Origin of the sequence: Caballeronia sp. Lep1P3 (assembly GCF_022879595.1) — a bacterium.
GTDB lineage: Bacteria > Pseudomonadota > Gammaproteobacteria > Burkholderiales > Burkholderiaceae > Caballeronia.
Genome location: NZ_CP084266.1, coordinates 1137889 through 1163726 on the forward strand (window position 1 = coordinate 1137889; position 25838 = coordinate 1163726).

The 25838-nt window shown below is 63.3% G+C and carries 27 protein-coding genes; 9 read left to right on the forward strand and 18 right to left on the reverse strand.

What is annotated here, in order from left to right; translation table 11 throughout:
- Positions 1-29: 29 nt before the first annotated feature.
- On the reverse strand, positions 30-548 hold the full coding sequence (locus LDZ27_RS19675; RefSeq protein WP_244816531.1) for a glycine zipper domain-containing protein: 519 nt from the start codon (positions 546-548) through the stop codon (positions 30-32).
- Positions 541-999 (reverse strand): response regulator transcription factor, encoded by a 459-nt coding sequence (locus LDZ27_RS19680; RefSeq protein ID WP_244816532.1) that lies wholly within the window; start codon positions 997-999, stop codon positions 541-543. The genes LDZ27_RS19675 and LDZ27_RS19680 overlap by 8 nt, the downstream gene beginning before the upstream one ends.
- Positions 1000-1224: 225 nt before the next feature.
- Between LDZ27_RS19680 and LDZ27_RS19685 the strand changes: the two genes are divergently transcribed.
- Positions 1225-2019 (forward strand): DUF1835 domain-containing protein, encoded by a 795-nt coding sequence (locus LDZ27_RS19685; RefSeq protein WP_244816533.1) that lies wholly within the window; start codon positions 1225-1227, stop codon positions 2017-2019.
- Positions 2020-2051: 32 nt separating this feature from the next.
- Here the strand turns inward: LDZ27_RS19685 and LDZ27_RS19690 are convergent, their stop codons facing one another.
- From LDZ27_RS19690 to LDZ27_RS19715, 6 genes are read right to left on the reverse strand one after another with little or no spacing between them, the layout of a single operon-like run.
- Positions 2052-3965, reverse strand: a complete 1914-nt coding sequence (locus LDZ27_RS19690) for a response regulator (protein WP_244816534.1) — start codon at positions 3963-3965, stop codon at positions 2052-2054.
- A complete protein-coding gene (locus tag LDZ27_RS19695) occupies positions 3962-5722 on the reverse strand; it encodes an ATP-binding protein (RefSeq protein ID WP_244816535.1) in 1761 nt (586 codons plus the stop codon). Before LDZ27_RS19695 ends, LDZ27_RS19690 begins: the two co-directional genes overlap by 4 nt.
- Positions 5722-6789 carry an ATP-binding SpoIIE family protein phosphatase gene (locus tag LDZ27_RS19700; RefSeq protein ID WP_244816536.1) on the reverse strand — a complete coding sequence of 356 codons (1068 nt, stop codon included), beginning with the start codon at positions 6787-6789 and terminating at the stop codon, positions 5722-5724. The genes LDZ27_RS19695 and LDZ27_RS19700 overlap by 1 nt, the downstream gene beginning before the upstream one ends.
- Positions 6774-7214: an anti-sigma regulatory factor gene (locus LDZ27_RS19705; protein ID WP_244816537.1), complete on the reverse strand. Its 441-nt coding sequence runs from the start codon at positions 7212-7214 to the stop codon at positions 6774-6776. The genes LDZ27_RS19700 and LDZ27_RS19705 overlap by 16 nt, the downstream gene beginning before the upstream one ends.
- 22 nt (positions 7215-7236) lie before the next feature.
- Entirely contained in the window at positions 7237-7596 is a 360-nt protein-coding gene (locus LDZ27_RS19710; protein WP_244816538.1) for an STAS domain-containing protein, read from the reverse strand.
- 51 nt (positions 7597-7647) lie between these two features.
- Positions 7648-8565, reverse strand: coding sequence for an STAS domain-containing protein (locus LDZ27_RS19715; RefSeq protein ID WP_244816539.1), 918 nt, complete (start codon positions 8563-8565; stop codon positions 7648-7650).
- A gap of 417 nt (positions 8566-8982) precedes the next feature.
- On the opposite strand from LDZ27_RS19715, the gene LDZ27_RS19720 reads away from it, so the two are divergent.
- The 3 genes from LDZ27_RS19720 (at position 8983) to LDZ27_RS19730 (ending at position 11986) form a co-directional block, all read left to right on the forward strand.
- On the forward strand, positions 8983-10362 hold the full coding sequence (locus LDZ27_RS19720; protein ID WP_244816540.1) for a nucleobase:cation symporter-2 family protein: 1380 nt from the start codon (positions 8983-8985) through the stop codon (positions 10360-10362).
- Positions 10363-10408: 46 nt separating this feature from the next.
- Positions 10409-11242, forward strand: a complete 834-nt coding sequence (locus tag LDZ27_RS19725; protein ID WP_244816541.1) for an alpha/beta hydrolase — start codon at positions 10409-10411, stop codon at positions 11240-11242.
- Positions 11243-11380: 138 nt separating this feature from the next.
- On the forward strand, positions 11381-11986 hold the full coding sequence (locus LDZ27_RS19730) for a phasin family protein (protein ID WP_244816542.1): 606 nt from the start codon (positions 11381-11383) through the stop codon (positions 11984-11986).
- Positions 11987-12003: 17 nt separating this feature from the next.
- Here the strand turns inward: LDZ27_RS19730 and LDZ27_RS19735 are convergent, their stop codons facing one another.
- Positions 12004-12807, reverse strand: coding sequence for an exodeoxyribonuclease III (locus tag LDZ27_RS19735; RefSeq protein ID WP_244816543.1), 804 nt, complete (start codon positions 12805-12807; stop codon positions 12004-12006).
- Positions 12808-12907: 100 nt separating this feature from the next.
- On the opposite strand from LDZ27_RS19735, the gene LDZ27_RS19740 reads away from it, so the two are divergent.
- Positions 12908-14134, forward strand: a complete 1227-nt coding sequence (locus LDZ27_RS19740) for an MFS transporter (protein WP_244816544.1) — start codon at positions 12908-12910, stop codon at positions 14132-14134.
- Here the strand turns inward: LDZ27_RS19740 and LDZ27_RS19745 are convergent.
- The 7 genes from LDZ27_RS19745 to LDZ27_RS19775 form a co-directional block, all read right to left on the reverse strand.
- A complete protein-coding gene (locus LDZ27_RS19745) occupies positions 14129-15007 on the reverse strand; it encodes an ABC transporter permease (protein ID WP_244816545.1) in 879 nt (292 codons plus the stop codon). The genes LDZ27_RS19740 and LDZ27_RS19745 overlap by 6 nt on opposite strands.
- A complete protein-coding gene (locus tag LDZ27_RS19750; RefSeq protein ID WP_244816546.1) occupies positions 15004-15828 on the reverse strand; it encodes an ABC transporter ATP-binding protein in 825 nt (274 codons plus the stop codon). Before LDZ27_RS19750 ends, LDZ27_RS19745 begins: the two co-directional genes overlap by 4 nt.
- 120 nt (positions 15829-15948) lie before the next feature.
- Positions 15949-16968: an ABC transporter substrate-binding protein gene (locus LDZ27_RS19755; RefSeq protein ID WP_244816547.1), complete on the reverse strand. Its 1020-nt coding sequence runs from the start codon at positions 16966-16968 to the stop codon at positions 15949-15951.
- 37 nt (positions 16969-17005) lie between these two features.
- Positions 17006-17905: a TauD/TfdA family dioxygenase gene (locus LDZ27_RS19760; protein WP_244816548.1), complete on the reverse strand. Its 900-nt coding sequence runs from the start codon at positions 17903-17905 to the stop codon at positions 17006-17008.
- Positions 17906-18012: 107 nt separating this feature from the next.
- Positions 18013-18672, reverse strand: coding sequence for a hypothetical protein (locus LDZ27_RS19765; RefSeq protein WP_244816549.1), 660 nt, complete (start codon positions 18670-18672; stop codon positions 18013-18015).
- A gap of 188 nt (positions 18673-18860) precedes the next feature.
- Positions 18861-19991, reverse strand: a complete 1131-nt coding sequence (gene dinB / locus LDZ27_RS19770) for a DNA polymerase IV (RefSeq protein WP_370653420.1) — start codon at positions 19989-19991, stop codon at positions 18861-18863.
- A 175-nt stretch (positions 19992-20166) separates the two neighbouring features.
- Positions 20167-20532: a hypothetical protein gene (locus LDZ27_RS19775; RefSeq protein WP_244816551.1), complete on the reverse strand. Its 366-nt coding sequence runs from the start codon at positions 20530-20532 to the stop codon at positions 20167-20169.
- 72 nt (positions 20533-20604) lie between these two features.
- On the opposite strand from LDZ27_RS19775, the gene LDZ27_RS19780 reads away from it, so the two are divergent.
- From LDZ27_RS19780 to LDZ27_RS19790, 3 genes are all read left to right on the forward strand, one after another.
- Positions 20605-20799 carry a hypothetical protein gene (locus LDZ27_RS19780; protein WP_244816552.1) on the forward strand — a complete coding sequence of 65 codons (195 nt, stop codon included), beginning with the start codon at positions 20605-20607 and terminating at the stop codon, positions 20797-20799.
- A gap of 29 nt (positions 20800-20828) precedes the next feature.
- Positions 20829-21646, forward strand: a protein-coding gene (locus LDZ27_RS19785; protein ID WP_244816175.1) for an IS5 family transposase whose coding sequence is annotated in 2 segments (ribosomal slippage) — positions 20829-21177 and positions 21177-21646 — 819 coding nt in all. Because the reading frame shifts where the segments join, the coding sequence is not laid out codon by codon here.
- 66 nt (positions 21647-21712) lie between these two features.
- Complete coding sequence (locus tag LDZ27_RS19790) at positions 21713-21910, forward strand: DUF3563 family protein (RefSeq protein ID WP_244816553.1); 198 nt, start codon at positions 21713-21715, stop codon at positions 21908-21910.
- Positions 21911-21915: 5 nt separating this feature from the next.
- Here LDZ27_RS19790 and LDZ27_RS19795 read toward each other — a convergent pair whose 3' ends face one another.
- Positions 21916-22611 (reverse strand): response regulator transcription factor, encoded by a 696-nt coding sequence (locus LDZ27_RS19795; RefSeq protein ID WP_244816554.1) that lies wholly within the window; start codon positions 22609-22611, stop codon positions 21916-21918.
- 130 nt (positions 22612-22741) lie between these two features.
- Complete coding sequence (locus LDZ27_RS19800) at positions 22742-24097, reverse strand: ATP-binding protein (RefSeq protein ID WP_244816555.1); 1356 nt, start codon at positions 24095-24097, stop codon at positions 22742-22744.
- A 197-nt stretch (positions 24098-24294) separates the two neighbouring features.
- Between LDZ27_RS19800 and LDZ27_RS19805 the strand changes: the two genes are divergently transcribed.
- Complete coding sequence (locus tag LDZ27_RS19805) at positions 24295-25812, forward strand: MDR family MFS transporter (RefSeq protein ID WP_244816556.1); 1518 nt, start codon at positions 24295-24297, stop codon at positions 25810-25812.
- Positions 25813-25838: the final 26 nt, after the last annotated feature.

A 25838-nucleotide genomic window follows, 5' to 3' on the forward strand; every position in this document is an offset into this window, starting at 1 on the left:
CTCCCGGAGGCGCGAGCGTCGAACGGACCCTACTGAACCGTGTAGCCGCGCCCCGACATGCAGGCGGACAGCGCCCGATTGAAGGTCGCGATCTCCTGCGATGTCTGCTGCTGGTTTGCCTGCTGCTGCGCCGCCTGCGCGCGATGCTGCTGTCGCTGGCGCGCCCCGCCGATCATCGCGCCGCCGACCGCGCCCGCCGCCGCGCCCTTGCCCGCATCGCCGGTGATCGCGCCGATGGCCGCGCCCGTCGCCGCGCCGCCCGCCGCGCCGCGCACGCGTCCGCCCTGCGCCTGCTGCGGCGGCGGCTGGTTGGCCTGTTGCGCGACCGTCATCGGATCGATGCCGGTGTTCTGTTTCGCCCACTGCTGACACTGCCCGATGTCGTTGCTCTGCTGGCTCTGGCTCTGTCCGCGCGCGGGATAAAAAATCTGCTGCTGCGCGGGCGCGTTGAGCGAAGCGAGCGCCGCGAAAGAGAGCGCGGCAAGCGCGACGCGGCGCGAACGCGGGGCGCCGTCATGCGCGCCCTTGAACAGATGCGAATCAGTCATCTCGATGCTCCTTGTCGAAGTCGTCTCGCATCGGCGGGGGGCGTCTCGTTCGCGCCCTAGCCGCCTGAATCGCGGCGCGCACCGCGCCGATGAACGCTTCGTCGTCGAACGGCTTGTGCAGGTATGCCGCCGCGCCGCCGGCCATCGCCGATTCGCGCATGGCAGGATCGTCGTCAGCGGTGACGAAGACGATCGGCACGTCCGCGTGCGAGAGCCGCCTCTGCACTTCGAGGCCGTTGATGCCGGGCATCTGCACGTCGAGCACGATGCAGTCGGGCGGCGGGTCATGCGCGTCATGCCCTTGGCTTCCCTTGGCGAGCGCGGCAAGCAAGGCGTCGCCGGAGCCGAAGGTCAGCGCGCTCATGCCCGCCGAGCGCAACAGGCGCGCGAGGGCACGACACACCGATTCGTCGTCGTCGACCACGGCCACATGTGGCTTCGCTTCGCTCATCGCGCTAATGAAAGTCGGACAGCACGCAATGCGCGGGACACGCGCATCGGCCGTTGGATTCGAGAAGCAGTCTAGGTCGCGGCGCGCGCAAAAACATTGGACTTTGGTCCTACGCGCGCAGCGCGGCGGCGCTCGCCGCGCGCTAAATTCGAGATGCCGGTTCCGTTATAGTCGGCGGCTTTGCGCGGCCCTCGATGCGGGCGCGCGGCTGAAGAGAGGACAACGATGACACTCATCCATCACGTATGCCAGGGCGGATCGGCCGCCGCCATGCTGCGCGCCGCGTTGCGCGATCCCGTTATCGACATCCTCGACGATGCGTCCATCGGTCCGCTCGCCGACGTGGACACCGCTACGCCCGACGCGCGCGTGCGTTTCATGAAGGCGCTCTTCGCGTGCGGCGGTTTCGATCAGGAAGACGAAGCGGCGATGGACTGGTACGGCGAGCTGCGCGACATGAACGAGCGGCTTGCGTCGATTGCGCGCGACGCGACGGAGGTCGTGATCTGGGCGGACGACGGCGACGTGGAGCAGGCGTTGCGACGCCGCGCGCACTGGTGGCTGAAGGACGCGGCGGCGAACGTGAGCGAGATCGGCGTGAGCTTGCGCGAGCTTGCCCGCGCGATACCCAAGGGTCAGGCGCTCGCGCTGGGCGTCGGGCAGGCGGCGGCGCTCGTCGCCGGACGCAAGACGGCCACGCCCGAACTGCGCGCGCAACTCGCGAACGAATGGCAGGCGCTGAGAAACGACGGCGATTCGGTGCGCGTGGCGGAGAACGGCCGGCTCGCGTCCTATCCGATCGATCACTACGACGCGGACTTCGCCTCGCTCGTCCACGCGACGCCCTCGACGCCCGTGAAACTCGCGAGCGCGGACATCCTCGGCGCGGCGATGGCTCGCTCGGGCCGCAGCGATCTCTTCTGCAAATGGCGTTTTGCGCAACTCATCGCGCGGGGAAAGCTGACGGTCGCGCAAGGCGACGCGCGCGATCTCAACTCGGTCTGGCTAGCGTCGAAATAAGCGTCGAAATAAGCGTCCGATCCAAGCGGCGCCTAAAGCTCGAAGCGCCCTTCCACCGCCCGCTGAATCTCCGCGAACGGCACGGGCTTCACCAGATGATGATCGAGGCCGGCCTCTTTCGAGCGCTGGCGGTCGTGCGCCTGGCCGTAGCCCGTCACGGCGATCAGCAGCGCATCCGCCGTGACCGCGCGGGTGCGCATCTCCGCCGCGAGCTGGAATCCGTCCATGCCGGGCAAGCCGATATCGAGCAGCACGATCTGCGGGGCGAACGTATCGCTGATGGCGAGCGCGTCGGCGGCATTGTGCGCGGTGCGCACGTCGTAGCCATCGGCTTCGAGCAAGAGCGACATGGCCGTCGCCGCGTCGACGCTGTCATCCACGAGCAGCACGCGCTTGCCCCCGCTCACGCGCGGCGGCGCGGCTTCGGCGCGGCTGGGCGCAATCTCCGGCTCTTGCGCGAGCGGCAGCCACACGACGAACTCGCTGCCGCGGTGCGACCCCGCCGAATACGCCTCGATGCGCCCGCCTTGCAGCTCGACAAGCGTCTTCGCGAGCGGCAAGCCGATGCCGAGCCCGCCCTCCGAGCGTTCGAGCGAGGTCTCCGACTGCACGAAGAGATCGAAGATATGCGGCAGCATGTCCGCCGCGATGCCGATGCCCTTGTCGCGCACCGTGATGCGGACTTCGTCGCCGAACTGCGCGGTCTCGATGGCGATTTCGCCTTCCTCGAGACTGTATTTCGACGCGTTCGACAGCAGGTTGCCGAACACCTGCGCGATCCGCACGCTGTCCCCGACGATATAGAGCGGCGTATCCGCGAGCTTCGTCGTGAGTCTGTGGCGCTTTCTCTGCAGCGCGGGCTGCGCCGTCTCGATGGCCGCGTCCACCGCCGCCGCGATGTCCACCGTCTCCTGGCGCAGCGTGACCTTGCCCTGCGTGATGCGCGCGACATCGAGCAGATCGTCCACGAGGCGGCTCAGATGCCGCACTTGCCGGTCGATGATGTTGCGCACCGTCGAAAAGTGATGAGCCGACGGCGCGCGCTCGGGATCGAGCAGATCGACCGCGTTGCGGATCGGCGCGAGCGGATTGCGCAATTCGTGCGCGAGCATCGCGAGGAATTCGTCCTTGCGCCGGTCGGCATCGCGCAGCAGCATTTCGGCGGCCTTGCGCTCGGAGATATCGTTGACGATCCCCGCGATGCGCGCCGGCCGGCCATCCGTGCCGCGCACGAGCGACGCGCGCTCGGCCACCCAGCGCGGCCCGCCTTGCGCGCGCGCGATCCGGAATTCGACGTGATACGGCGCGCCGCTTGCCAGCAACTGCCGGTAAGCCGCCGCCACGTGCTCGCGGTCGAGCGGATGAATCTCGCCGGACCAGTGTTCCGGGCCGGGCTGCGGCGTGGGCGCGCCCTCGCCGGAACTCCAGAGGCGCGCATACGCCGGGCTCACGTAGAGCAGGCGATTCGCGGCGGGATCGAGCATCCAGAAGACGTCGTCGATATTGTCGGCAAGCTGGCGAAAGCGCTCCTCGCTCTCGCGCAGCGCGTTTTCCGCGAGCCGGACGCGCAATAGCGCGCGCACATGCGCGATGAGTTCGGCCGGCTCCACCGGCTCGGTGAGATAGCTGTCCGCGCCGCCTTCCAGACCGCGAATGCGGTCGAGGCTATGCACGGCCGCCGCCGACGTTTGCAGCACGAGCGTGCTCTGCGTCTGCGGCGACGCCTTGATCTGCCGGCACACTTCCAGCCCGTTGATGTCGGGCAGCTTCACATCGAGCAGAACGAGATCCGGCGATTCCGCGCGCACGCGCTCGAGCGCGGTGGTGCCGGTGCCCGCTTCGATCACGTTGAAACCCGCGCGCGACAGGATGCGCGTTTTCGCGTAGCGCGCCCCGTCGTTGTCGTCGACGTTGAGGATCAGAACGTCGCTCCAGTCGCTTTTCATGATGCCGTTCCTTCCGCGCGACGAGAGCCGCTCAGGGCCTTCGACACCATGTCGAGCACGCCCGCCAGTTCGCCGCCGGAAATCGGCTTCTGGATGAATGCCGCCGCGCCGAGCGCTTCGGCTTCGTTGCGGTCGTCGGCCTCGCCGAGCACGACGACGGGAATGTTGCGCGTCGCCGCCTGCGCGCGCAGCGCCGCGAGCCAGATCCAGGCTTCCGAAGGCGCGGGGCGCACGGTCAGAAGCAGCGCGGCGGGCGGCGTGCGCGAGAGCGCGCGGCTCGCTTCGTCGAGCGTCGCCGCGCTCACCGTGCGATACGGCGACGGCCTAAGCGCCGCCTCGCAGTCGAGCCGCTCGATCGGATTGCTCGCGACGAGCAGCACCGTCGCGCGCGGGTCGCCGTGCGCGTCGGCGTCGTGCTTGCTGTCGGCCGCGCCGTAGAACGCGGGTATCGTCGCGATGAATGTCGAGCCGCGCCCGACTTCGCTTTCGAGCGAGACATCGCCGCCGAGCAGCTTGCAGAGCTTCCTGCACAGCGGCAGCCCGAGTCCCGTGCCCTTCACGTATTGCTGGAGCCTGTTTTCGACTTGGCCGAATTCCTCGAACACCACTTGCTGATGTTCCGCCGCAATCCCGATGCCCGTGTCCTTCACCGCGAACGTGATGAGGCGTCGCGCCTTGTCGTAGGTCGCGGATACGCGCACTTCGCCGCGCTCGGTGAATTTGAGCGCGTTCGAGACGAAGTTGCGCAGCACTTGCGCGACCTTGGCCTCGTCGGTGCGAATGGGCGGCAGGCCTTCGCAGGAATCGAAAACGAGTTCCACCGCGCCGCCCGGCGTGAGTGGCCGCAACATGCCGCGCAGCGCGGAAAAAAGCGTATCGACTTCGAATTCGGCGGCGCGCACTTCGATCTTGCCGGCTTCGATCTTCGCAAGATCGAGCAGATCGTCGACGGTTTCGGAAAGATCCTCGGCGGCCTTGCGGATGAAGCGCACCTGCTTTTCCTGCTCTTCCGTCAGATCGCCGTCGATGCGTTCCAGCAGCAGCTTCGAAAGCGCGCGGATCGACGAGAGCGGCGTGCGGAATTCGTGGCTCATGTTCGACAGGAACCGCGATTTCGATTCGTCCGCGCGGCGCAGATGATCCGCGCGCGCGTCGAGTTCCGCGTAAAGCGCGACGACGCCGCGATTCGTGTCCTCGAGTTCGCGCGTGAGGCGCGTGAGTTCTTCCTGGCGCTCGCGCAGATCGGCGAGCGCGCCGATCAGTTCGCGATTCTGCCGCGCGAGTTCGGCGGTCGAGTCTTCGTTGTCCGAGCGCGAAAGCGTCGCGCCGATCGACTGTGCGGCGGCTGCATCGAACGATGCGGTTTCGGACAGCGCCTTCGCGAGCGAAATGGACGTGCCGCCATCGGCTTCGTCGGCGATCGCGCACTGGTCCATCAGGCGTTGCGCGGCAAGCAGGCCGAGCGCCGCCTGCGAATGGTCGTTCTTCGCCGCGCGGAGCCGCTCGCCCGCGCCCGCGCACGCGAGAAAGCGCACGACGAAGCGCGGCGGATACGCCGCGTCATCGACGAAAAAATCGGCGCGCGCGTGCGGCCCGGCCGTGAGCACCGTGCGCGCCGCTTCGAGCACCGAGGTGGAAATGCGCGTCTGGTCCTGCGCGGAAAAGCCGAGCGCCGCGCTCGCATCGCGCGCCTTGCGCCGGGCCATGACGATATCGTGCTCGCCGTCGATCTGCATCGAGTAGAGCGAGAGCGTCATCACGCGCCTCCGGCTGCGCGCGCGACGAACACGGTGACGTCGTCGCGGCCGCGCGAATAGTCCCGGTAGAGCACCGCCGCAGCGAGCGACGGATGCCGCGCGGCAAGACCCGGATAACGCGCGAGGTCCCAGCGCGAACCGATTCCATCCGAATGCAGCACGAGCAGCGCGTTGGGCGGATACGGCACCTCGAACTGCTGCATGCGCCGCGCCGAATGCCCGACGATGCCGCTGTGCGAGACGAGATGCCGGTGCGTCTCCTCGGTCCACACGCTCGCCGAGATATTGCCGATGCCGGTGAACGCGACGTTCGCCGCCAGGCCGCCCGCCGACACGACCGACGGCATGCGCGCGATGCCGACCGCCGCGCCGCGCGTCGGGCGCAGCGCTTCGTTCGCTGCCTCCATGATGCGTTGGAGCGGCGTGTCGTCATGCATGCCGGGCATGCCGAGCACGCGCGCCGCTTCGATGGCCGCGACGTTCGCGAGCGGGCCGTGGCCGAGGCCATCGGCGACGAGCACGGTGAAATCGCGCTCGCCCGGCGCGCACGCCCAGGCATCGCCGCTGACGGTTTCCGTCTGAAGCGGCAGATTCACGACGCCGTAGGTAACGCGCGCCGGCACCGCGGAGCTCGCGCGCGCGCTGCTCCAGCACACCGCGCGCATGACCGTGCCGTGGCCAGGCATGCTCCAGAGATCGAGTTCGTCGGACAGACGCCGGATCGCGCCCATGCCGTTGCCGGGGCTGCCCGCCGTCGTGTAGCCGTCCTCGAAACAGCGGTAGAGATCGTGAATGCCGGGGCCGCTATCGATGCTCAGAAGCTCGATGCCGTAGCGCTCGCCGCCGTCCATCAGCGGGCGCACGAGCAGCTCGCCGCTGCCCGCGTGCTTGAGCAGATTGGTGCAGCATTCGGTGACGACGATCGCCAGTTGCCCCGCGGGCGTCTCGCCGAAACCGAGTCCGCGAGCCAGTTCGCCGATCGAGCGCCGCGCGAAGGCAACCTGGCTCGCCTCGGCGATCTCGTAGCGCTGCTGCGCGGCCATCGATTCCTTCAAAACGGTTTCCATTTGGTGATCGAGACGTGCGTGCCTTCGCCTGGCGCCGAGCGGATATCGAACTCGTCGCACAGGCGTTTCGCGCCGCCGAGGCCGAGCCCCAGGCCGCTGCCCGAGGTGAAGCCGTCCGAGAGCGCGCGGGCGATATCGGGAATGCCGGGTCCGTTGTCGACGAATTCGAGTCTCAGGCCGCGGCGGCCATTGCGCTCGACGAGCGTGCAGTGCACGTCGCCGCCGCCACCGTAGATGAGCGTGTTGCGTGCCAGCTCGCTCGCCGCCGTCACGAACTTCGTTTGATCGATGAGGGAAAGGCCCTGCGCCACCGCCTTTTCACGCACGAACTGGCGCAGCCGCACGATCTGCTCGTCCGAGCGGATCGGCAGCGTCTCGGACGGTGACGAGGCAGCCTGCGCTGCCGAAGGATCGAAGGTGATCATGAATGTGCTTGGCGCGCGGCCGTCAGGCCGGGCCGCTCCCGGTGAGGAGCGCCATGCCCTTTTCGACGTTGAGCGCCGTGCGCACGCCCGACAGCGTGAGTCCGAGTTCGACGAGCGTGATCGCGACCGAAGGCTGCATGCCGACGACGACCGTCTGCGCATCGAGCACGCGCGCCATCGCCGCCGTGTTGCCGATCATGCGGCCGATGAACGAATCGACGACATCGAGCGACGAGATGTCGATGAGCACACCGTTCGCGCCGTCCTTCACGATGCGGCTCGTCAGATCGTCCTGAAGCGCGAGCGCGAGCCGGTCGTGCATGTCCACCTGAATGGTGACGAGCAAGAGCTTGCCCATCGTGAGAATTGGAATGCGTTCCATCGCCTGACCCTGTTCAGTCGCGTTGCATGCTGTGAAAGACCGCGCGCGCCGTCATTCGGACAGCGACGAATCGTGCATGCCGGCCGCGCCGTTGCGCGCCGCGCCTTCCTGCGCGCCCGCCACCGTCACCGACTTGCCGGTGCGCTGCAGCGCGACGACGAACGCGGCCGCGAGCGTCGCCTTGGTCGTCACGTTGGACAGGTTTACGCCGAGATGCACGATGGTCTGCGCGATCTGCGGACGAATGCCGCTGATGATGCAGTCCGCCCCCATCAGGCGCGCCGCCGCCACCGTCTTGAGCAGATGCTGCGCGACGAGCGTATCGACCGTCGGCACGCCCGTGATGTCGATGATGGAAATGGCAGCGCCCGTTTCGACGATCTTCTGCAGCAGGTTTTCCATCACCACTTGCGTGCGCGCGGAGTCCAGCGTGCCGATGAGCGGCAACGCGAGAACGCCGTCCCACAGTTGCACGACGGGCGTCGACAGTTCGAGCAGTTCCTGCTGCTGGCGCACGATGACCTGTTCGCGGCTCGCCTGGAACACTTCGGTGGTGAAGAGGCCGAGTTCGTCGAAGAGCGAGCTGATGGTCCACGTCAGGTCCGCGAGCATCGCGGGGTCGTCTTTCAGGTGCTCGCGCAGACGCGCGACCAGCGGCTTCTTGAGCGAGAACACGAACATCGCGGTCTCGACCGGCGAGAAGCCCTGACGCGCGCGCTGGCCGGACATGTCGGCGAGAAACGCGCGCACTTCCTGCCAGTTCGCGAGCTTGAAGTCGACGCGATCGGATGCCGCGAGCGCCGCGAGCATAAGCGAGATGAACTGAGCGAACTGGTTGCGCAACTCCGCCTCGCCGACGAGCCCGCGCCGCGACGCGATGGCGTGTTGCTGCGTGATCCATTCCGCGAGGAGTTCCGCCTGGTTGGAGGTGAATACCTGCGCGAGTCGCGTTCCGCCGACCATGTCCATGCGAGATTCCTGTGCGAATGATGTTTTATATGGTGGTGAGAAGCACCGGTCCGGGGTGCTTCGCCTGGCTGCAACATGAAGGCTGCGTATATCGCGCCCCGCGACGATGCAACGCAAAGGCGCTCGGAATGTATCACGCTATCTCGAAAATCGACAGTGCATGGAGCCTTGCTTTGCAGGACTTTCGGAAATTGTTTGGACGAATAAACGAACCCTGTGTCGCGCGCCGGCAATAAGTGCCGAGTCCGGCTCGTATGTCCGACTCAGTCGGTCAAAACGCCCATTACGCGAAAACCGCGCTTCCAATGCCGCGTATAGCAGCGCGAATATTTTTTTGCGTATCGGCGAATGCAATACTGGGTCGCACGCGAAGCATCAAACGTCGCGATTCCTAACGCAGTCGCCGCTGGAGCGCACATGAGCCAAACGATTCATCCCGTCGACGAAGTGCTGCCTTTCGGTCAGATGCTCGCGGTCGGCATTCAGCACGTACTCGTCATGTATGCGGGCGCAATCGCGGTGCCACTCATCATCGGCGCGGCGCTCAAGCTGCCAAAGGAGCAGGTCGCGTTTCTCATCAGCTCGGACCTCTTCGCATGCGGTGTCGTCACGCTCGTGCAATGCATCGGCGTATGGAAGTTCGGCATACGGCTGCCCGTCATCATGGGCGTGAGCTTCGCGCCCGTCGGTCCGATGGTCGCGATGGCCACATCCGGCGCGGGGCTGCCCGCGATCTTCGGCGCGACCATCGCGGCGGGCGTCTTTGCCGTTGCGATTGCGCCGTTCTTCGGCCGTCTCATGCGCTTTTTTCCGCCGATCGTGACCGGCACGATCATTCTCACCATCGGCATGACGCTCTTTCCGGTGGCGATCTACTGGGCGGGCGGCGGGCGCGGCTCGGCGAATTTCGGCGATCCGAGGAATCTCGTGGTCGCGGCTGTCGTTCTGCTCGTGATCCTTCTCATCAACAAGTACGTGAAGGGCTTTCTCGCGAACATCTCGGTGCTGCTCGGCATGGCGATAGGGTTTGCCATCGCGCTGCCGCTCGGCTTCATCGACTTCTCGGGCATCGGCCGCGCCGCATGGTTCGCGCCCGTGCGCCCGTTTGCGTTCGGCATGCCGACGTTCGATTTCGCGGCGATTGCATCGCTTTGTCTCGTGATGATCGTCATCATGGTGGAATCGCTCGGCATGTTCCTCGCGCTCGGCGATCTGGCGAAGCGTCCGGTCTCACGCGCCGACGCGACGCGCGGCTTGCGCACCGATGGCCTCGGCACGGTGATCGGCGGCATCTTCAACACGTTCCCGCATTCGTCGTTCTCGCAGAACATTGGGCTTGTCGGCATCACGGGCGTGAAAAGCCGCTGGGTCGTGGCCGTGTCGGGCGTCATATTGATGCTGCTCGGACTCTTGCCGAAGCTCTCGAATCTGATCGCGTCGATACCGGTGGTCGTGCTGGGCGGCGCGGGCATCGCGATGTTCGGCATGGTCGCGGCAACGGGCGTGAAGATTCTCGGCAAGGTCGATTTCGACAGCAAGAACAACTTGCTCATCGTCGCGATCAGTCTTGGCGTGGGCGTCATTCCGCTGACCGCGCCCACTTTCTTCGCGCATATGCCCGCGTGGACCGGGCCGCTGACACATAGCGGCATCACGCTCACGGCGATTCTGGCCATTGCGTTGAACGCGCTTTTCAATCGCGGACAAACGACGGATGAAGTGGAGCGCGAGCTTGCGGCGGACATGCCATTGAGCCTGCACCCGGGCGACGATGGGGGCGCACGCGCGCGGGACTGAACCGCGCGCTTATCATGCGGCTATGACGACATCATCGCCGCCATTCATGATTCAAGCATTCTGGATTCTTCTAGCAGGCATCGCGCTGGCTTATGGTTTTGCCGTCGCCGCGCTCTACTGGATGCAGGGGCGCCTCGTCTATCCGCTCGAAAATCTGTCCGGCATCGTCGATGCCGCGCTCGACGATCACACCGAACGCATCGTCGTGACGACACAAGACGGGCTCGATCTCGTCGCGCGCTATAGAGCGCCGCCCGATGATAAAGCGCCTACCGTGCTGCTCTTTCACGGCAATGGCGAAGACCTCACGCAGCGCGCGCATATCGCGCATGAGTTGATCGAAGCGGGCTTTGGCGTATTGCTTGCCGAATATCGCGGTTATGGCGGCAACCCGGGCAAGCCGCACGAAGCGGGCCTCTATGCCGATGCGCGCGCCGCTTACGCCTATGCCGCCGCGCGTTCGCAGTCGATCGTGCTGCACGGCTATTCGCTCGGCTCCGGCGTGGCCACGCAGCTTGCAAGCGAATCGCGCATCGATGCATTGATGCTCGAAGCGCCGTTCACGAGCATCGTCGATGTGGCGGCCGTGCGATTCAAGCTGTTTCCCGTGCGCTATCTGGCAAAGGACCGCTATGACAATCTCTCCAAGATCGCATCGATCAGCGCGCCGATTTTCATCTATGGCGGCAAGCGGGATCTCGTCATTCCACCCGCGCATTTTCAACGTCTATTCGATGCCGCGCGAGGCGAAAAGCATCTGGCGCTGATAGAAGGCGCGGATCATCTCGACGTCTGGGAGAAAGGCGGACGCGCGCACGTCATGCAATTTTTGGCGACGCTCGACACGCGCGGCAAGCAAAAACTTCACGACGCAACCTGACCGACCGTGCTCGAAAAGTTCCGGCTGCAATTGGGAACCGCCGCACGCGCGCTTCGTCTCAAAGACTCGTGCGGCGCGGGTTTCAGCGCCATTGCTTCTTTACCGATTGTCTTTGGACTCTTACAAGAGGAGCGGTCAATGTTCCAGTATCCGGGTTTTAGCGCTTACCAGATTCCTTCGATCGCGCGTGCCAATCTTCAGGCGTTTCTCAATGCAAGCGACCGTCTTGCCAGCGGCATGCAGGCGCTTGCCGAATTGAACGTGCAAACGGTGCGCAAGGTCCTCGAGGAAAGCAATTCGCTTCTGCATGGCGGCGACGAAACGGGCGCAGGCGACGTGCTCGCCTGGCAGTCCGTGATGTTCGCGCAGCTTCCGCAGAAAGCGGCTTCTTACGGGCAGCATGTGCTGTCCATCATCACGTCGACGGAAGCGGACATCATCGGCGAAGTGCGCAGCCAGTACGAGCGTAACGGCATCTCGCTCAAGGGCTTTGCCGATGCAGGCACAAACGAAGCGCAACAAACAGCGCACGAAGCCGCGCAGGAAGCCACGCAAGAGACGAGTCTCGTCGTGACGAACCTCGCGGAAACCGCAAGCGAAGCGGCACAGCAGACGAGCGGCGTCATTCTGGACGCGAGCGGCCAGATCGCGAACGAGTCGAGCAGCGCGGCGAAACAACCAGGCGAAGCCGCCGAAAACGCGACCGCGAAGGCTGCGCGCGCATCGTCGCGACGCCCCGTCTGACGCACTCGCGCAAAGCGTCACTCGGCTGACGCTTTTTTCCGTGCGCGCGGTTCCTTCAACACGACCCACGTGGGCGCATGGTCGCTCGCGTGCGGTTCGCCGCGCACCCATTTGTCGACGCCTGCATCCTGTAGCCGCGACGCAAGGTCCTTGCTCAGCAGAAGGTGATCGATGCGAAGCCCGGAATTCGTCTGCCAATGCTGGCGAAAATAATCCCAGAACGTATAGATGCGTTCGTTCCCATAGTGCTTGCGCAACGCATCGGTCCAGCCTTGCGCGAGCAGCCTGGCATAGGCCGCACGGCTTTCGGGCTGAAGCAGCGCGTCCTTGAGCCATGAGCGCGGGTTATAGATGTCTTCGTCGGTCGGCACGACGTTATAGTCGCCCGCGAGCACGACCGGATGCCCGCTCTTGAGCAAGCTCGCCGCGTGCGCGTTGAAGCGCTCGAACCACGCGAGCTTGTAATCGAATTTCGGCCCCGGCTGCGGATTGCCGTTAGGAAGGTAAAGACAGCCGACCAGAATGCCATGCACGGCCGCTTCGATATAACGGCTATGCGTGTCGTCTTCGCCACCCGGCAAACCCCGGCGGCTCAGAATGGGTTGCGTGTCCTTCGCCAGAATCGCGACGCCGTTCCACGATGCTTGCCCATGCCATAGCGCGCCATAGCCCGCGTTTTCGATCGCCGCGGCAGGAAATTGCGCGTCCGTCGCCTTGAGTTCCTGCAAGCACACGATATCGGGCGCTTCGCGCTCGAGCCACGTAATCAGCGCGTCGATACGCGAGCGGATGCCGTTGATATTGAAAGTCGCGATCTTCATCGGGCGTGAGGGTTCCGGTGTCATCGATGTTGCACGCCATGCACGATGCGTGCCGCCACGCGATAATCTGCGGCATTCACTTCATAGGCATTCCGCTTACATGTCCGCATCCGCCCCGCCGCAGCCGGATGGTTCCGCGCACTGGCAGCGCAATCTGTACGTCTGCGTGTTCGGCTCGTTCACCACCATCATGGCGATGACGTTGCTGCTGCCCTTTCTGCCGCTTTACGTGCAACAGCTCGGCGCGAAATCTGTGGATGCCGCCGTGCAATGGTCAGGCGTCGCTTTCGGCGCGACATTCCTTGCGGCCGGTCTCGTCGCCCCGCTTTGGGGCCGGCTCGCGGATCGCTATGGCAGGAAACCCATACTCATCCGCGCGAGCCTCGGCATGGCGATCACGATGTCGCTGCTCGGCGTCGTGCAGACGGTCTGGCAACTGGTGGCGATGCGTTTTCTCGCGGGGCTGGTCGGCGGCTATGCGAGCGGCGCCATCGTGATGATCGCGACGCAGACGCCCAGGCATCGAACGGCATGGGCGCTCGGCACGCACGCCGCCGGCATGATGGCGGGCAATCTCGTCGGCCCCCTCGCAGGCGGCGTGCTGCCGGGGCTGATCGGCATTCGTGCGACGTTCTTTCTCGCGGGCGGCCTGATTTTCTGCTCGTTCATCATGACGACGCTTCTCGTCAAGGAAGAGCGTCGCGCGCCTTCTCATGCAAAAGGCACACGAAGCGGCGGCTGGCGCGACGTGCCGGCGCTCACACCCGTCATCGCGATGCTCGCGAGCGCCATGCTCCTGATGTTCGCGAACATGTCGATCGAGCCGATCATCACCGTGTACGTTTCGCAGCTCGTCACGGATGAAAAGAGCGTGACGCTCGTCGCGGGCTTCGTGATGTCCGCCGCCGCGTTGGGCAGCGTGCTGGCAGCGCCGCGCGTCGGCAGACTCGCGGATCGCATCGGCGCGACGAAGGTGATCGTTGCATGTCTTGCGCTGTGCGGTGTTTTGCTGATTCCCCAGACGTTCGTGACGACGGGTACGCAGCTCGTCGCGCTGCGCTTCTTGATGGGCCTCGCGCTAGGCGGTCTCTTGCCCGCGATCACGAGCGTGGTGCGCCATAACGTGCCCGACAGCACGGCGGGCTATATCCTCGGCTATGCGACTTCCGCGCAATATGTCGGGCAGGTCGCGGGGCCGCTTGCGGGCGGCTTCATCGCGGCGCATTCGGGCATGCGTTCGGTCTTTGTGATGACGAGCGTCCTGATGTTCGCCGGTGCGGCGTTCAATGCGTGGGTTTTTCTGCGACGCGCGCGCCCGGCTTCATGACTGAACGCCCCAGCGCCGCACCGTCACGCGTTCGATGGTATCGAACACGAGATGTTCGACCGCAAGCCCGATGACGATGACCGCTGCAAGCCCCGCGAACACGCGGTCGGTATAAAGCTCGTTGCGGTTCTGGAAGATGTACCAGCCAAGGCCGCCCTTGCCCGAACTCGCGCCGAACACGAGTTCCGCCGCAATCAGCGTGCGCCATGCAAAAGCCCACCCCACGCGCAAGCCGGCAAGAATGGAAGGCAACGCCGCAGGCACGAGAATCAGCACGACGTGCCGCAAGCCTGTCAGCCCGTAATTGCGCCCTGTCATCTGCAAGGTGGAAGGCACCGCCTGAAATCCCGCATATGTGTTGAGCGCAAGCGGCCAAAGCACCGAATGCACCAGCACGAAAAGAAGACTGCCGGTGCCAAGCCCGAACCACAGCAGCGCAAGCGGCAAGAGCGCAATGGACGGCAGCGGATTGAACATCGCCGTGAGCATCGAAAGAATGTCGCGGCCGATGCGTGTCGACACTGCAAGCGAAGTCAGCGCGAATGCAAGCGCCGCGCCGAGCACGTAGCCGCGCAAGAGAACGGACATCGAGATCGCGACCTTCTCAATCAGTTCGCCCGAAACGATGCCTTGGACGAAAGCCATGCATGTCGCGCTAAAGGTCGGCAACAGCAGGTCGTTATCGACGAAACGGGCGGCCGCTTCCCAGATGGCGATCAATACGAATGCAACTAGCGTCTTGCGCAGCCACGCGCGGTCCGCCAGGCCTTTGCCGAGCGGCAAAGGCGCTTCGTGAGCGATGCCGTCGGGTTGCGAGGGAATGACTTCGAATTCGGGCCGCACGGGCGGCTCGATCAATTGCGGCGTGCTCATCGCGCATGTTCCTCTTCGAATAGCAGGCGATGAATACGCGCGACGCTTTGCTGAAAGTCGCCGCGTCCCACGCTTTCCTGCGAATACTGATGACTGTTCAATTCCGCGCGCACGCGCCCCGGATGCGGCGTCAAAAGCAGAATGCGATTGCCGACGATGAGCGCCTCTTCGATCGAATGCGTCACGAACAAAAGCGTGAAGCGCTCGTCGCTCCAAAGACGCAGCAACTCTTCCTGCATGCGGCGGCGCGTGAGCGCATCGAGCGCGGCGAAGGGTTCGTCCATCAACAAAACGCGCGGCTGCATGGCAAGCGCACGCGCAATGGCAACGCGCTGCTTCATGCCGCCCGAAAGCGTGTGCGGATAAGCATCGGCAAAGCGCACAAGGCCGACCTTGTCGAGAGAATGCAAGGCACGCTCGCGCGCCTCTGCACGGCTTAGCTTTCTCGCGACGCGCAGTGGAAAGGCGACGTTTTGTAGAACGGTCTTCCAGGGTGGAAGCTGATCGAACTCCTGAAACACGACGATACGATCCGCGCCCGGCCCGCTCACGCGTTCGCCGTCTATTTCGATGCTGCCCGCAACGGGTTCGATAAAGCCGGCGACTGCTTTGAGCAGAGTAGATTTGCCGCAGCCGGACGGCCCGAGCAGGACGAAGCGATCGGCGCCGTAGACATCGAAGCTCACGTCGTGCGTTGCGCGCACGAGGCGTTCCGGCGTGCGATATTCGAGCGTGACGTTACGCGCGCTCAACAACTTGCCGCTCGGCGCAAGGGCGTGGCCGTCTTCGGCTGGATAAAGCACATGAGGGTTTGCAGCCATGATTGTCTTGCCCGAATGCAAACCAAGAAGATACCGGGGCGCGCGGCGCGGACTAAACAATGATTGCGAATAACCAATGCAGGATCGCGGATAAGCGCGTCGTGCGGCTTCTATGCCCTTTTAGCTGCCGTCTCGCGTGGCGGGATCGCTAAAGAAATAGTCTTGCCAGGACTTAGGCTCGTTCTTGATGACGCCCACGCGATGCATGAATTGCGCAAGCGCAAAGGTGTTCTGCGGCGCAATCTTGAACTGCACCGAAGGGTCCTTGATGACCTTGATGAGCAGATTGCGGTCGAGCTTGGCCTGATTCACGCGCAAGTAGATATCCGCAGCCGCTTCGGGATGCTGCGTGACGAAGCGTGCAGCATCGGCGAGGCCATCGACGAATGCGCGGTACGTCTTTGGATTGTTGTCGCGAAACTTCTCCGTCGCGTAAAGCACGGTTGCGGAACTCGGGCCGCCGAGCACGTCGTAGGAGTTCAACACGACATGTGCTTTGGGATTGCCCGCTAATTCCTGCTGCTGAAAAGGCGGATTGCCGAAGTGCGCGTTGATCTCCGTGCCGCCCGCGATGATGGCCGCAGCGGCATCCGGATGCGGCATCGCTTGAGTGAGTTTGTCGAGGCGATCGTATTGCTTGTCACCCCAAGTCCTGGCAGCCGCGTATTGCAGAATGCGCGCCTGCACCGACACGCCGACCGCCGGCACCGCAATGCGGTCCTTGTCCGTGAAGTCCGCAATGGTCTTCACGCGCGGGTCATTCGATACGAGGTAATACGGCAAATTGCCAAGCGACGCCACGCCCTTTACGTTCTGACGTCCATGCGTGCGATCCCAGATGGTCAGCAATGGCCCCACGCCCGCAGCGGCGATATCGACCGAGCCGGAAAGCAGCGCATCGTTGATGCTCGCGCCGCCGGAGAGCTTCGCCCAATCCACCTTGATGTCGATGCCCTGCTTCTTGCCTTCCTGTTCGATGAACTTCTGGTCGCGCGCCACGTTGAGCAGCAGATAGACCACGCCATATTGTTCGGCAATGCGCAGCGTGCCCTCTGCATACGCGCTGCATGTGCTCCCAAGCGACAGCACGAGTGCCGCCGCGAGCGCGCGCAGTGCGCCCTTCCGTTGTCGAACTTGCATTGAAACCCCGTATTCGAAGGACTATTTGTGCTGGCTGTCAGAACGGCGCATCGCCTTCTATGGTCGTGCGGTACAGCTTGCGGCGCTGATCGTCCGGCGTGCCTGCGGCGAGATGCATGACCGAGCGGTTGTCCCAGAACACCATGTCGCGATCGCGCCATACATGGCGATAAACGAAGTCCGCACGCACGCTATGCGCAAAGAGTTCATCGAGCAATACGCGGCTTTCGTCCTCCGGCATGCCGATTACGCGCGTCGTGAAGTGCTCGCTCACGAAAAGCGCCTTGCGTCCCGTTTCCGGATGCGTTCGCACGATCGGATGCACCACGGGCTTCACCTCGGCGATCTGTGCCGCCGTCAGATTCGGACGCCACGGACTGCGCTTTTGCAACTCCGCGTATTTGGCCAGATACGTGTGTTCCGCCGCGCGCCCTTGCACCGCTTTCTGCAAATGCGCAGGCAGCGTGTCCCATGCGAGATGCTGATTCGAGAAAAGCGTATCGCCGCCCGTCGCCGGCAACTCCTGCGCGTGCAGCATCGAACCGAGGCTCGGCTTCTCCTTGTACGACAGATCGGAATGCCAGAAATGACCGGCATCGCCCAGTCCGATCGGCTTGCCGTTCTCGATGATGTTCGACACGATCAGCACCTCGGGATGTCCGCCAAGCCCGAACTGATGCAGCACATGAATCTGCAACGGGCCGAAGCGCCGGCTGAAGGCAATCTGCTGTTCCGGCGTGATGTCGAGGTCGCGGAACACGAGGACGTGATGGTCGAGATGCGCGCGGTGAATGCGCGCGAAGTCCGCTTGCGATAGCGGCTTCGACAAATCCAGCCCGATGACTTCGGCGCCCAGGGGAGCGTCGAAAGCACGAATGTCGATGCGTTGCGCGACGCCTTCGGAAGGCGCATCGTCAATGAGAGAAAGAGTCGTCACGATTATGTTGAAAACGGCGAACAGACGACGAATCTACGCCGTGCGCGCGCGGCGGGCAACGAACGATATGCGATTTCCTTATCCGTCGCCACGCTAAAGCCGCGTCATCAGAACCGGTATGAAATGCCTATTTGTCCGACCGGATACCAGCGGAACCGCCATGCCTTGTCGCGCACTTCCCGCTCGCCCGTGCTGACGAGCGTCGCGCTCTGCGCTGGTCCGACCATTTCGGAAAGTGAGGGCGAGAGCGTATAGCTCGTGCGCGGTTCGCCATAAGCGACGCCGATATCGGCAATGAAGCCAAAGCCCTTGCCTTGCGGCTTGTGCCCGAAGCCGATGCCGAAGTAAGGCATTGCAAGCGGATACTTCGCGGTCGCGGTCGCCGTCGCACCGGGTGGCGCGGGATAGCGCTTACCGTCGAACGAGTAGGTTCCGTTATCGGGCGAGGACACCGCCTCGATGGAATCGTCGTTGAAACGCACGCCCGCTGTTATCCGCCAGCCGCGGTGTTCCAGCGGGAAATAGTCCAGATAGACGCCGCCTTGCCGCAAGCGAGCATCGTCCTTATAGCGATTGCCGCCAAGGAAAATGTCGTGATGAAAGTCGATGCCGTTGAAATCCGCATGCACGCCAAAGCGCGGCCCTAAAGAATACGCTGCGCCGATACCGATGCCTTGCGTGCCTGCTTGCGTGAAAACCTCCTGCGCTCCAGCCGTCCCCGAGCCTAGCGCGCAACTCGCCACGTAGACCAACGTCCGCTTGATCAATATCGCTCTCCCGAACTATGCCGATGGACCGCGAGAGCGGACCGATAGGCGAGCTTAGTAAGCGTGCCCTTCGTAGCGGGGCACGCCAACAACTTATCGGTGAGATTTATCGATGTATGTGTGGCGCTTCACCAAGGAAGAATTTGTTTAATTCTTCTAAAGAATGACGAAGCAGAACCGTAAGACGATTAATCTTCCAGTGCGTCGAACGGCAACTCGACTTGCACCGGTGCGATGAAGCCGCCGCTTTCGTCCGCTGCATGAAGCGCGCTTACGCGCACGCCGAGAAGCCTGAGCTTTCGGTCCAGCACAATGCGCTTCAGGCACTCGGTCGCCGCGCGGCGAATCTCGCTCGCATCGGCAGTGGCGACCGGAACCGTCAAGTCGCGCGTGACCGTGCGGAAGTCGTCGAACCGCAGCTTGATGCCCACTGTGCGGCCAACATAGCCTTTGCGCTGCAAATCATCGGCGACGCGCTTGCATAAGCCGGTGAATTCGGAAGACAACGTCGCGCGATCATGCTTTGGATGCAGGTCGCGCTCGAATGTCGTCTCGCGGCTCATGGATTTCGGCGCCGAACTAACGACTACTGGACGTTCATCCTGCCCCTGCGCGATGCGCGCGAGCCAGGCGGCATAGGTCGGGCCGAAATGCGTCTGCAAGAGCGCCAGATCCGCTGCGGCGATGTCCCCTACCGTCACGATGCCGACTGCGGCCAGCTTTTGATTTGCCTTAGGCCCAATGCCGTTCACTTTGCGCGCGGCGAGCGGCCATATGCGCGTCGGCAAATCGTCCATCGTGAGAATCGTCAAACCGTCGGGCTTATCGAGTTCGGAGCCGATCTTCGCAAGCAGCTTGTTCGGCGCGATGCAAATGGAACACGTGAGGCCTGTCGCTTCGCGCACGGCGTCTTTCATGCGCTGGCCGATATAGGCGGAATCGCCCGGCATATCCGTGACGTCGATATAAATCTCGTCGATGCCGCGATTCTCTATTTGCGTCGTGAACGTGGCGATGGCCGCCTTGAAGAGCCGCGAATAATGCCGGTAAGAATCGAAGTCAGTGGGCAGAAGAATGGCGTCGGGCGCGAGTTGCGCGGCCTTCATCATGCCCATTGCAGAGAACACGCCGAACTTGCGCGCCTCGTAAGTGGATGTCGTCACGACACCGCGGCCCGCGTAATCTCGCAAGCGCTGGAAGCGGCGCGTGCCGTCGGGAAGCGTCTCGGGCGTCGCGTTGCGCCCGCCGCCGACGACCACCGGCTCACCGCGCAACTCGGGATAGCGCAGCAGTTCGACGGACGCAAAGAATGCGTCCATGTCCAGATGCGCGATGCGGCGCGATGCGTTAGGCGAATGCAGCTTGGCGTTAGCGGAAGACGAAGCGTCCATCGACGGCAAAGAGGCTGGCGCAAAAGCGCCTTGAGGCCCTGTCGAAAAAATGGCCTCACTGTACATCCATACAGGGATTTGCGCCAGCGCGCGCTTAGGCTACTTATTCGGGCAAATGCTTGGGCGCAAGCGCGCGGCGGCAGTCGTCGAACACCTGTCTCACGACATCGGACTGATAATTGAGGTCTTCGCTGTCGAGTATTTCTTCCACGGCGTCGCGTGCCCAGTCCGCTTCGAGAAGCGCGCAATGGCGCGTGGCAAGATCGCGCGCAAGGGCGGCGAGCTTGGCAACCGTGAGCCAGTCGGCAAGCCGTTCGTGTCTGTCCAGCCATTTATGCGCGGCTTGCACATGAAACGCCGCCGCCGGCCAGTCGCCATTGAGATAAAAAGCGCCGAGGCTGCCGCATGTAAGCCAGCAGAGCAGTTCGACTCGATCGCGGGCACTGAGGGTACGAGGCAGATCGTTCATGGCGGCCTTCACGAAGCACGTTTCGGCAAGAAGCGCGTAAGCGAATGCGCTCCCGTTGCGTATGAAATCCGTATGAAACACGATAGCACGGGATGGTGCGACGCGGCAGTGCCTGAAAGAGAACGCACCGTGCGCCGCCGAACGGTTCATGGCGGCTCATTTACGGCTAAGTCGGGCGGCTTAACCTTCGTTGCATCGGCGGCCGCTTTAAAAGGCCAGTTCAAAAAGAGCTCGGAAGGGCTGTTTACTTTTCTTCGAAACGGTTAACCTTGGATGCCTGAACAACGGATCAAGGAATGCCGGCACCTATCATCGATGACGAACTGTGGGCACTGATCGAACCACTACTTCCAGCGCCCAGACCGCGACGCAAGCGTTACCCCGGGCGCCTACCGGTCTCGGACCGTGCAGCATTGAATGGCATCCTGCTCGTTCTGAAGACAGGTATCCGTTGGAACCATCTACCGACGCGGCTAGGCTTCGGCTCTGGCGCGACCTGCTGGCGTCGGTTGCACGACTGGCAGCAGGCCGGGGTGTGGGACAGATTGCATGGGCTGCTGCTCGACAAGCTGCGCGAGTCGGGCCAGCTCGACTTCTCACATGCGGCTGTCGATTCATCGTCCGTGCGAGCCGTTGGGGCGGGCCAAAAACTGGGCCAAACCCCACCGATCGTGCGCGACCAGGCTCCAAGCACCACGTCCTCGTAGACGCCAACGGCGTTCCAGTCAGCGCGATTCTGACCGGTGCAAACCGCAACGATGTCACCCAACTGCTTCCGCTGGTCGACGCCATCCCGCCGATTCGTGGCACTCGCGGCCGACCGCTTCGCAAGCCCAAGGTCATCTACGCCGACCGTGGTTACGATTCTGACTCGCATCGCCGCCGGCTTCGCGAGCGCGGCATCCAACCGGTTATCGCCAGGCGTCGCACGGAACACGGCAGCGGCCTCGGCAAATTCCGTTGGGTCGTCGAACGGACTCATTCTTGGCTCCATGGTTTCCGTCGCCTCCGCACTCGCTTCGAACGCCGCGCTGACATTCACGAAGCTTTCTTAAAGCTAGCCTGCGCACTCGTCTGCTGGAACATCTTCAGCCGAACGGAGCGCGCTTTTTGAACTGGCCTTTAAGTCATACGCCATAACCGGCGAGCGCGGACGTCGTTCTCAACGACGGAGTCCATCATGTTCCAACGACTTTCCAAATCTCTCGGCGATCTCTTTCATACAAGGGAAGACCGCGCAATCGACGCCTATCTCGCTTCATCGAGCGACCTGGCGGATCTCGAGCATCGCATGAGAATCGTCGAGCATCGCGATCGCATTGATAGCCTGCCGTTCTGCGGCGCGATCAAACCGCGCGACGATGCATTGCGTTTCTAGCGTCGCTATTTCGCTTCGTCGCGGGCCGCTTCACGTCCGGCTTGTCCAAGCATGACCGTCCAGCCGAGGCCGCGCACGTTGCGAATCACGCTCGCGCCGAATTTCTTGCGCACCGAATGAATGAGCACGTCAACCGCATTGCTTTCGACTTCCTTTCCCCAGCCATATAAGCGGTCTTCCAGTTGATCGCGCGAGAAAATGGTGCCGGGGCGTTCCATCAGCGCGTGCATCAATGCGAATTCGCGCGCGGACAGCACGCCCGAGGTTTCGCCGCATGTGAGCGTGCGCTGGTCGAGATTGAGATTGATCGATTCATCGCCAAGACGGGAAACCGCATAACCGGCTTTCCTGCGCAGCACCGCGCGAATGCGGGCAAGCAGTTCAGGCATGTCGAAGGGCTTGAGCAGATAGTCGTCGGCGCCGAGATCCAGGCCTTGCACGCGCGTATCGAGATCGTCGCGTGCGGTGAGAATGAGTACGGGCGTCGCATTGCCCGCACTGCGCGCCTGCCGTAAAAGCTCGATGCCGCTCAGGCCCGGCAAGCCGAGATCGAGCAGCACGACCGTATAGTCGGCGGCATCCATGGCCTTGCGGCCCGCGCTGCCATCGCGCACCCAATCGACGGCGTAATCGGCATCCTTCAACGCGCGCATGAGGCTCGTTCCGATTTGCACATCGTCTTCGATCAGAAGAATTCGCATGTTGCACCTTGCACACCGCAGTGGACACGGCAACGCGCCGCCGTGCTGGCGTCAGCGCAAAGAGCGAAGCGCACGATCGATTGATTCGCAGCGTTCGCGCCAAGCGGCGAATGCATTGTAGTCGCCATTCTCAGGCAGTAGCCGCACTCGTTCTCTTAGCGAAGCCTTCGATGTTTTCGTCCAAGGGAAAGCCAATGGATGCGACGATGCCCGATCTCCCATCGCTCCTATTGCGCAGCGACACTTCTCCGTTATAGCGCGCGGCGATGGCTTTGACGATCGAAAGCCCGAGGCCGCTTCCTTCTATGTCCGCATTGGCGCGAAAAAAACGATCGAATACGCGAGGCAGAGCTTCTTCCGCGATGCCCGGCCCTGTATCGATGACGTCCACCCAGATCAAGTCCTCGTCGCGCCGCATGCGCAGATCGATGGTGCCGCCATCGGGCGTATAGCGGACCGCGTTCGAAAGTAAGTTCTTTACCGCCATGCCGATGTCCGTTTCCAGCGCCCGAACGTGTGCGCTAAAGACTTCTCCCGCGCCGAGATCGAGGCCGCGCTCGAAGGCAATCGGCAAGACATCCGCCACTGCGTCTCTTACAACCGTCGATACATCCACGCGCGAAAGAGCGCTGCCGTTCATCGGCGCATCGGCGCGCGCCAAACGCAACAGTTGCGTGATGAGACTGCCGCTGCGCGCAATGCCGCGCCGCAATTCCTGAAAACGTTCCCGATTGCCCGGCGCGATATGCGGCGCCAAGTTATCCGCCTGTAGCTGAAGCGCGGTAAGCGGCGTGCGCAATTCGTGCGCGGCATCGGCGATAAACTTGCGCTCGCTTTCGATGGACTTCGCAAGCCGCTCGATCATCGTGTTGATCGAATGAATGAACGGAGAGATTTCGGCGGGCACGCCGACAGTCGGCAGCGGCTGCAAGTGACCGGCATCGATTGCCTGCACTTCCTGGCCTAGCCTATTGAGTTCGCGCAGAGAGCGTTGCACGACGAGCGCGACTGCCATCCACATCAACGGCAACAAAACGGCGATAGGCCATAGCGTTTTCGTGGCGCTTGCCTCCGAAAGCGCGCGCCGCACCGATGAGCGTTGCGCAACCTGAATCGTCATCGTCGGTTCCTGCCGCGTGAAGATGCGCCAGGGTTCGTCGTTGACCGTCGCGTTAGAGAAGCCCGGCTGTGCATCGGGCGAGAAGCGCAGCGACGGGTCCGTCGTGCGAAACGGCCCATCCAGCCCCGGTTTCCACACGACGACGACGACATCGCGGTCATCTTGCGAGCCGCGCGCGGGATTCGCGGGAATGCCCTCGGCAAAGCCATCGCGCATGCGCGCCGCCACCTGTTCGAGCCGCAGATCGAGCAGCGCGCTCATGCCGGCCTTGCACAACTGATAAGAACTGATGCCTTGCGCAATGCCGATTACGCTCACGAGCAAACCCAGCGCAATCACCAGCTGATTTCTTAGCGATTTGATCATGGGAGTGCGCTTCGTCGTGAATGAATGGGCAAGGCGCTTGTCAGCCCGATTCTACTCGGCGGCATAAACCGCGGATGACTGCGGTAGGCGCAAGCAGCCTTGCCTGCATCGGGATACGATGGCGTGTCTTGCAGCGGCCGCATAAATAACTCGAATATCGCGGCGCATTTCTATCAAAGCTCTAAGCCCTAAGCCGAATGCCCCAGCCCCAGTCCAAGCAAACCGTTCGTCCCCTCGTTATTGGCGCGGTGATGGCGTCGATGGCCATGGTAGCGATCGAAGCCACGATCGTTTCCACCGCCATGCCGCAAATCGCCACGCAGCTCGGCGGCCTCAATCTCTATAGCTGGGTCTTCTCGTCATTTTTACTGACGCAGACCGCGCTCACTGTCGTATTCGGCAAACTTGCCGATATCTATGGCCGCAAACCGGCAATGCTCGCGGGCATCGCCATCTTCGTGATCGGATCGGTGCTCGCGGGCTTCGCCTGGTCGATGCCCGCGATGATCGTCTTCCGGCTCGTACAGGGCGTGGGCGCCGGCGCGATCCTGCCCGTAGCGCTGACCGTCGTCGGCGATCTCTACCCTGCAAGGGAACGCGGCAAAGTGCAGGGCTATCTTGCAAGCGTATGGGCGGTCTCCGCGGTGCTCGGCCCGATGGCTGGCGGCCTGCTCATCCGTCATCTGTCGTGGGCGTGGATCTTCTGGATCAACGTGCCTATCGGCGTGCTTGCCGCGTTGCTCTTCGTTCTGTTCCTGCATGAACAACAGCAGCACCAGCGCCCCGCCATCGACCTCGCGGGCGCATTCCTGTTCACGGCCGCCATTGCCTCGCTGATGATGGCGCTCACCGATGCGGGCAGCCCGAACCATGCGCGAGTCGGCGTGGAAATCGCGGTGTTCGTCGTGGCGAGCGTGCTTTTCGTGCTGCAGGAAAGGCGCGCCGCCGACCCGATGATCTCGTTCGGACTATGGGCGCATCGACCGATTGCGGCGGGCAATGCGGCGACCCTGCTCGCGGGCATGGCATTGATGGGCCTGACCACCTTCCTGCCGATGTACGTGCAGGGCGTCATGCACCGTTCGCCTGTCGAAGCGGGTTTCGCGCTCACGATGATGATGATCGGCTGGCCAAGCGGCGCAACGTTCACGTCGCGCACGTTCACTCGCGTCGGACTGCGCCGCCTGCTCATAGGCGGCACACTGTTTCTTCCGCTGGGCGCGATTCCGTTCGTGCTGCTCACGCCTCAAGGCAATCCGGTGTGGGCCGGTGTCGGCTCCGCGATCATGGGCTTTGGCATGGGCATGCTGAGCGTCTCGTGCCTCATTCTCATTCAGGAGATCGTCACGTTGTCGGAGAGAGGCAGCGCGACCGCATCCAATCTCTTCGCGCGCAATCTCGGCAACACGCTCGGCGCGGCGGTGTTCGGCGCGGTGCAAAACTATGGCCTCGCGCATGCGAGCGGATTGCCGGCAGTGAGCGCGGATCAACTCAAGCGGCTGCTATCCGCCGCGCCGGGCAACTTCGAGAGCAACAGTGCGATTCGGTTTGCGCTGCATCACGCATTGCATCTGACGTTCACATCCATGTTCGTGATTGCGTTCGGCGCTGTCATATCGATGCTGTTCATGCCGGCCATCGAAATCGGGCGATTGCGCGGGAGCGTTGCAAAGGGCGACGAAGCCACGCATACGCACATCGGCATCGACGCTTGAGCGAATATCGAGCGCCGATGCCTTGC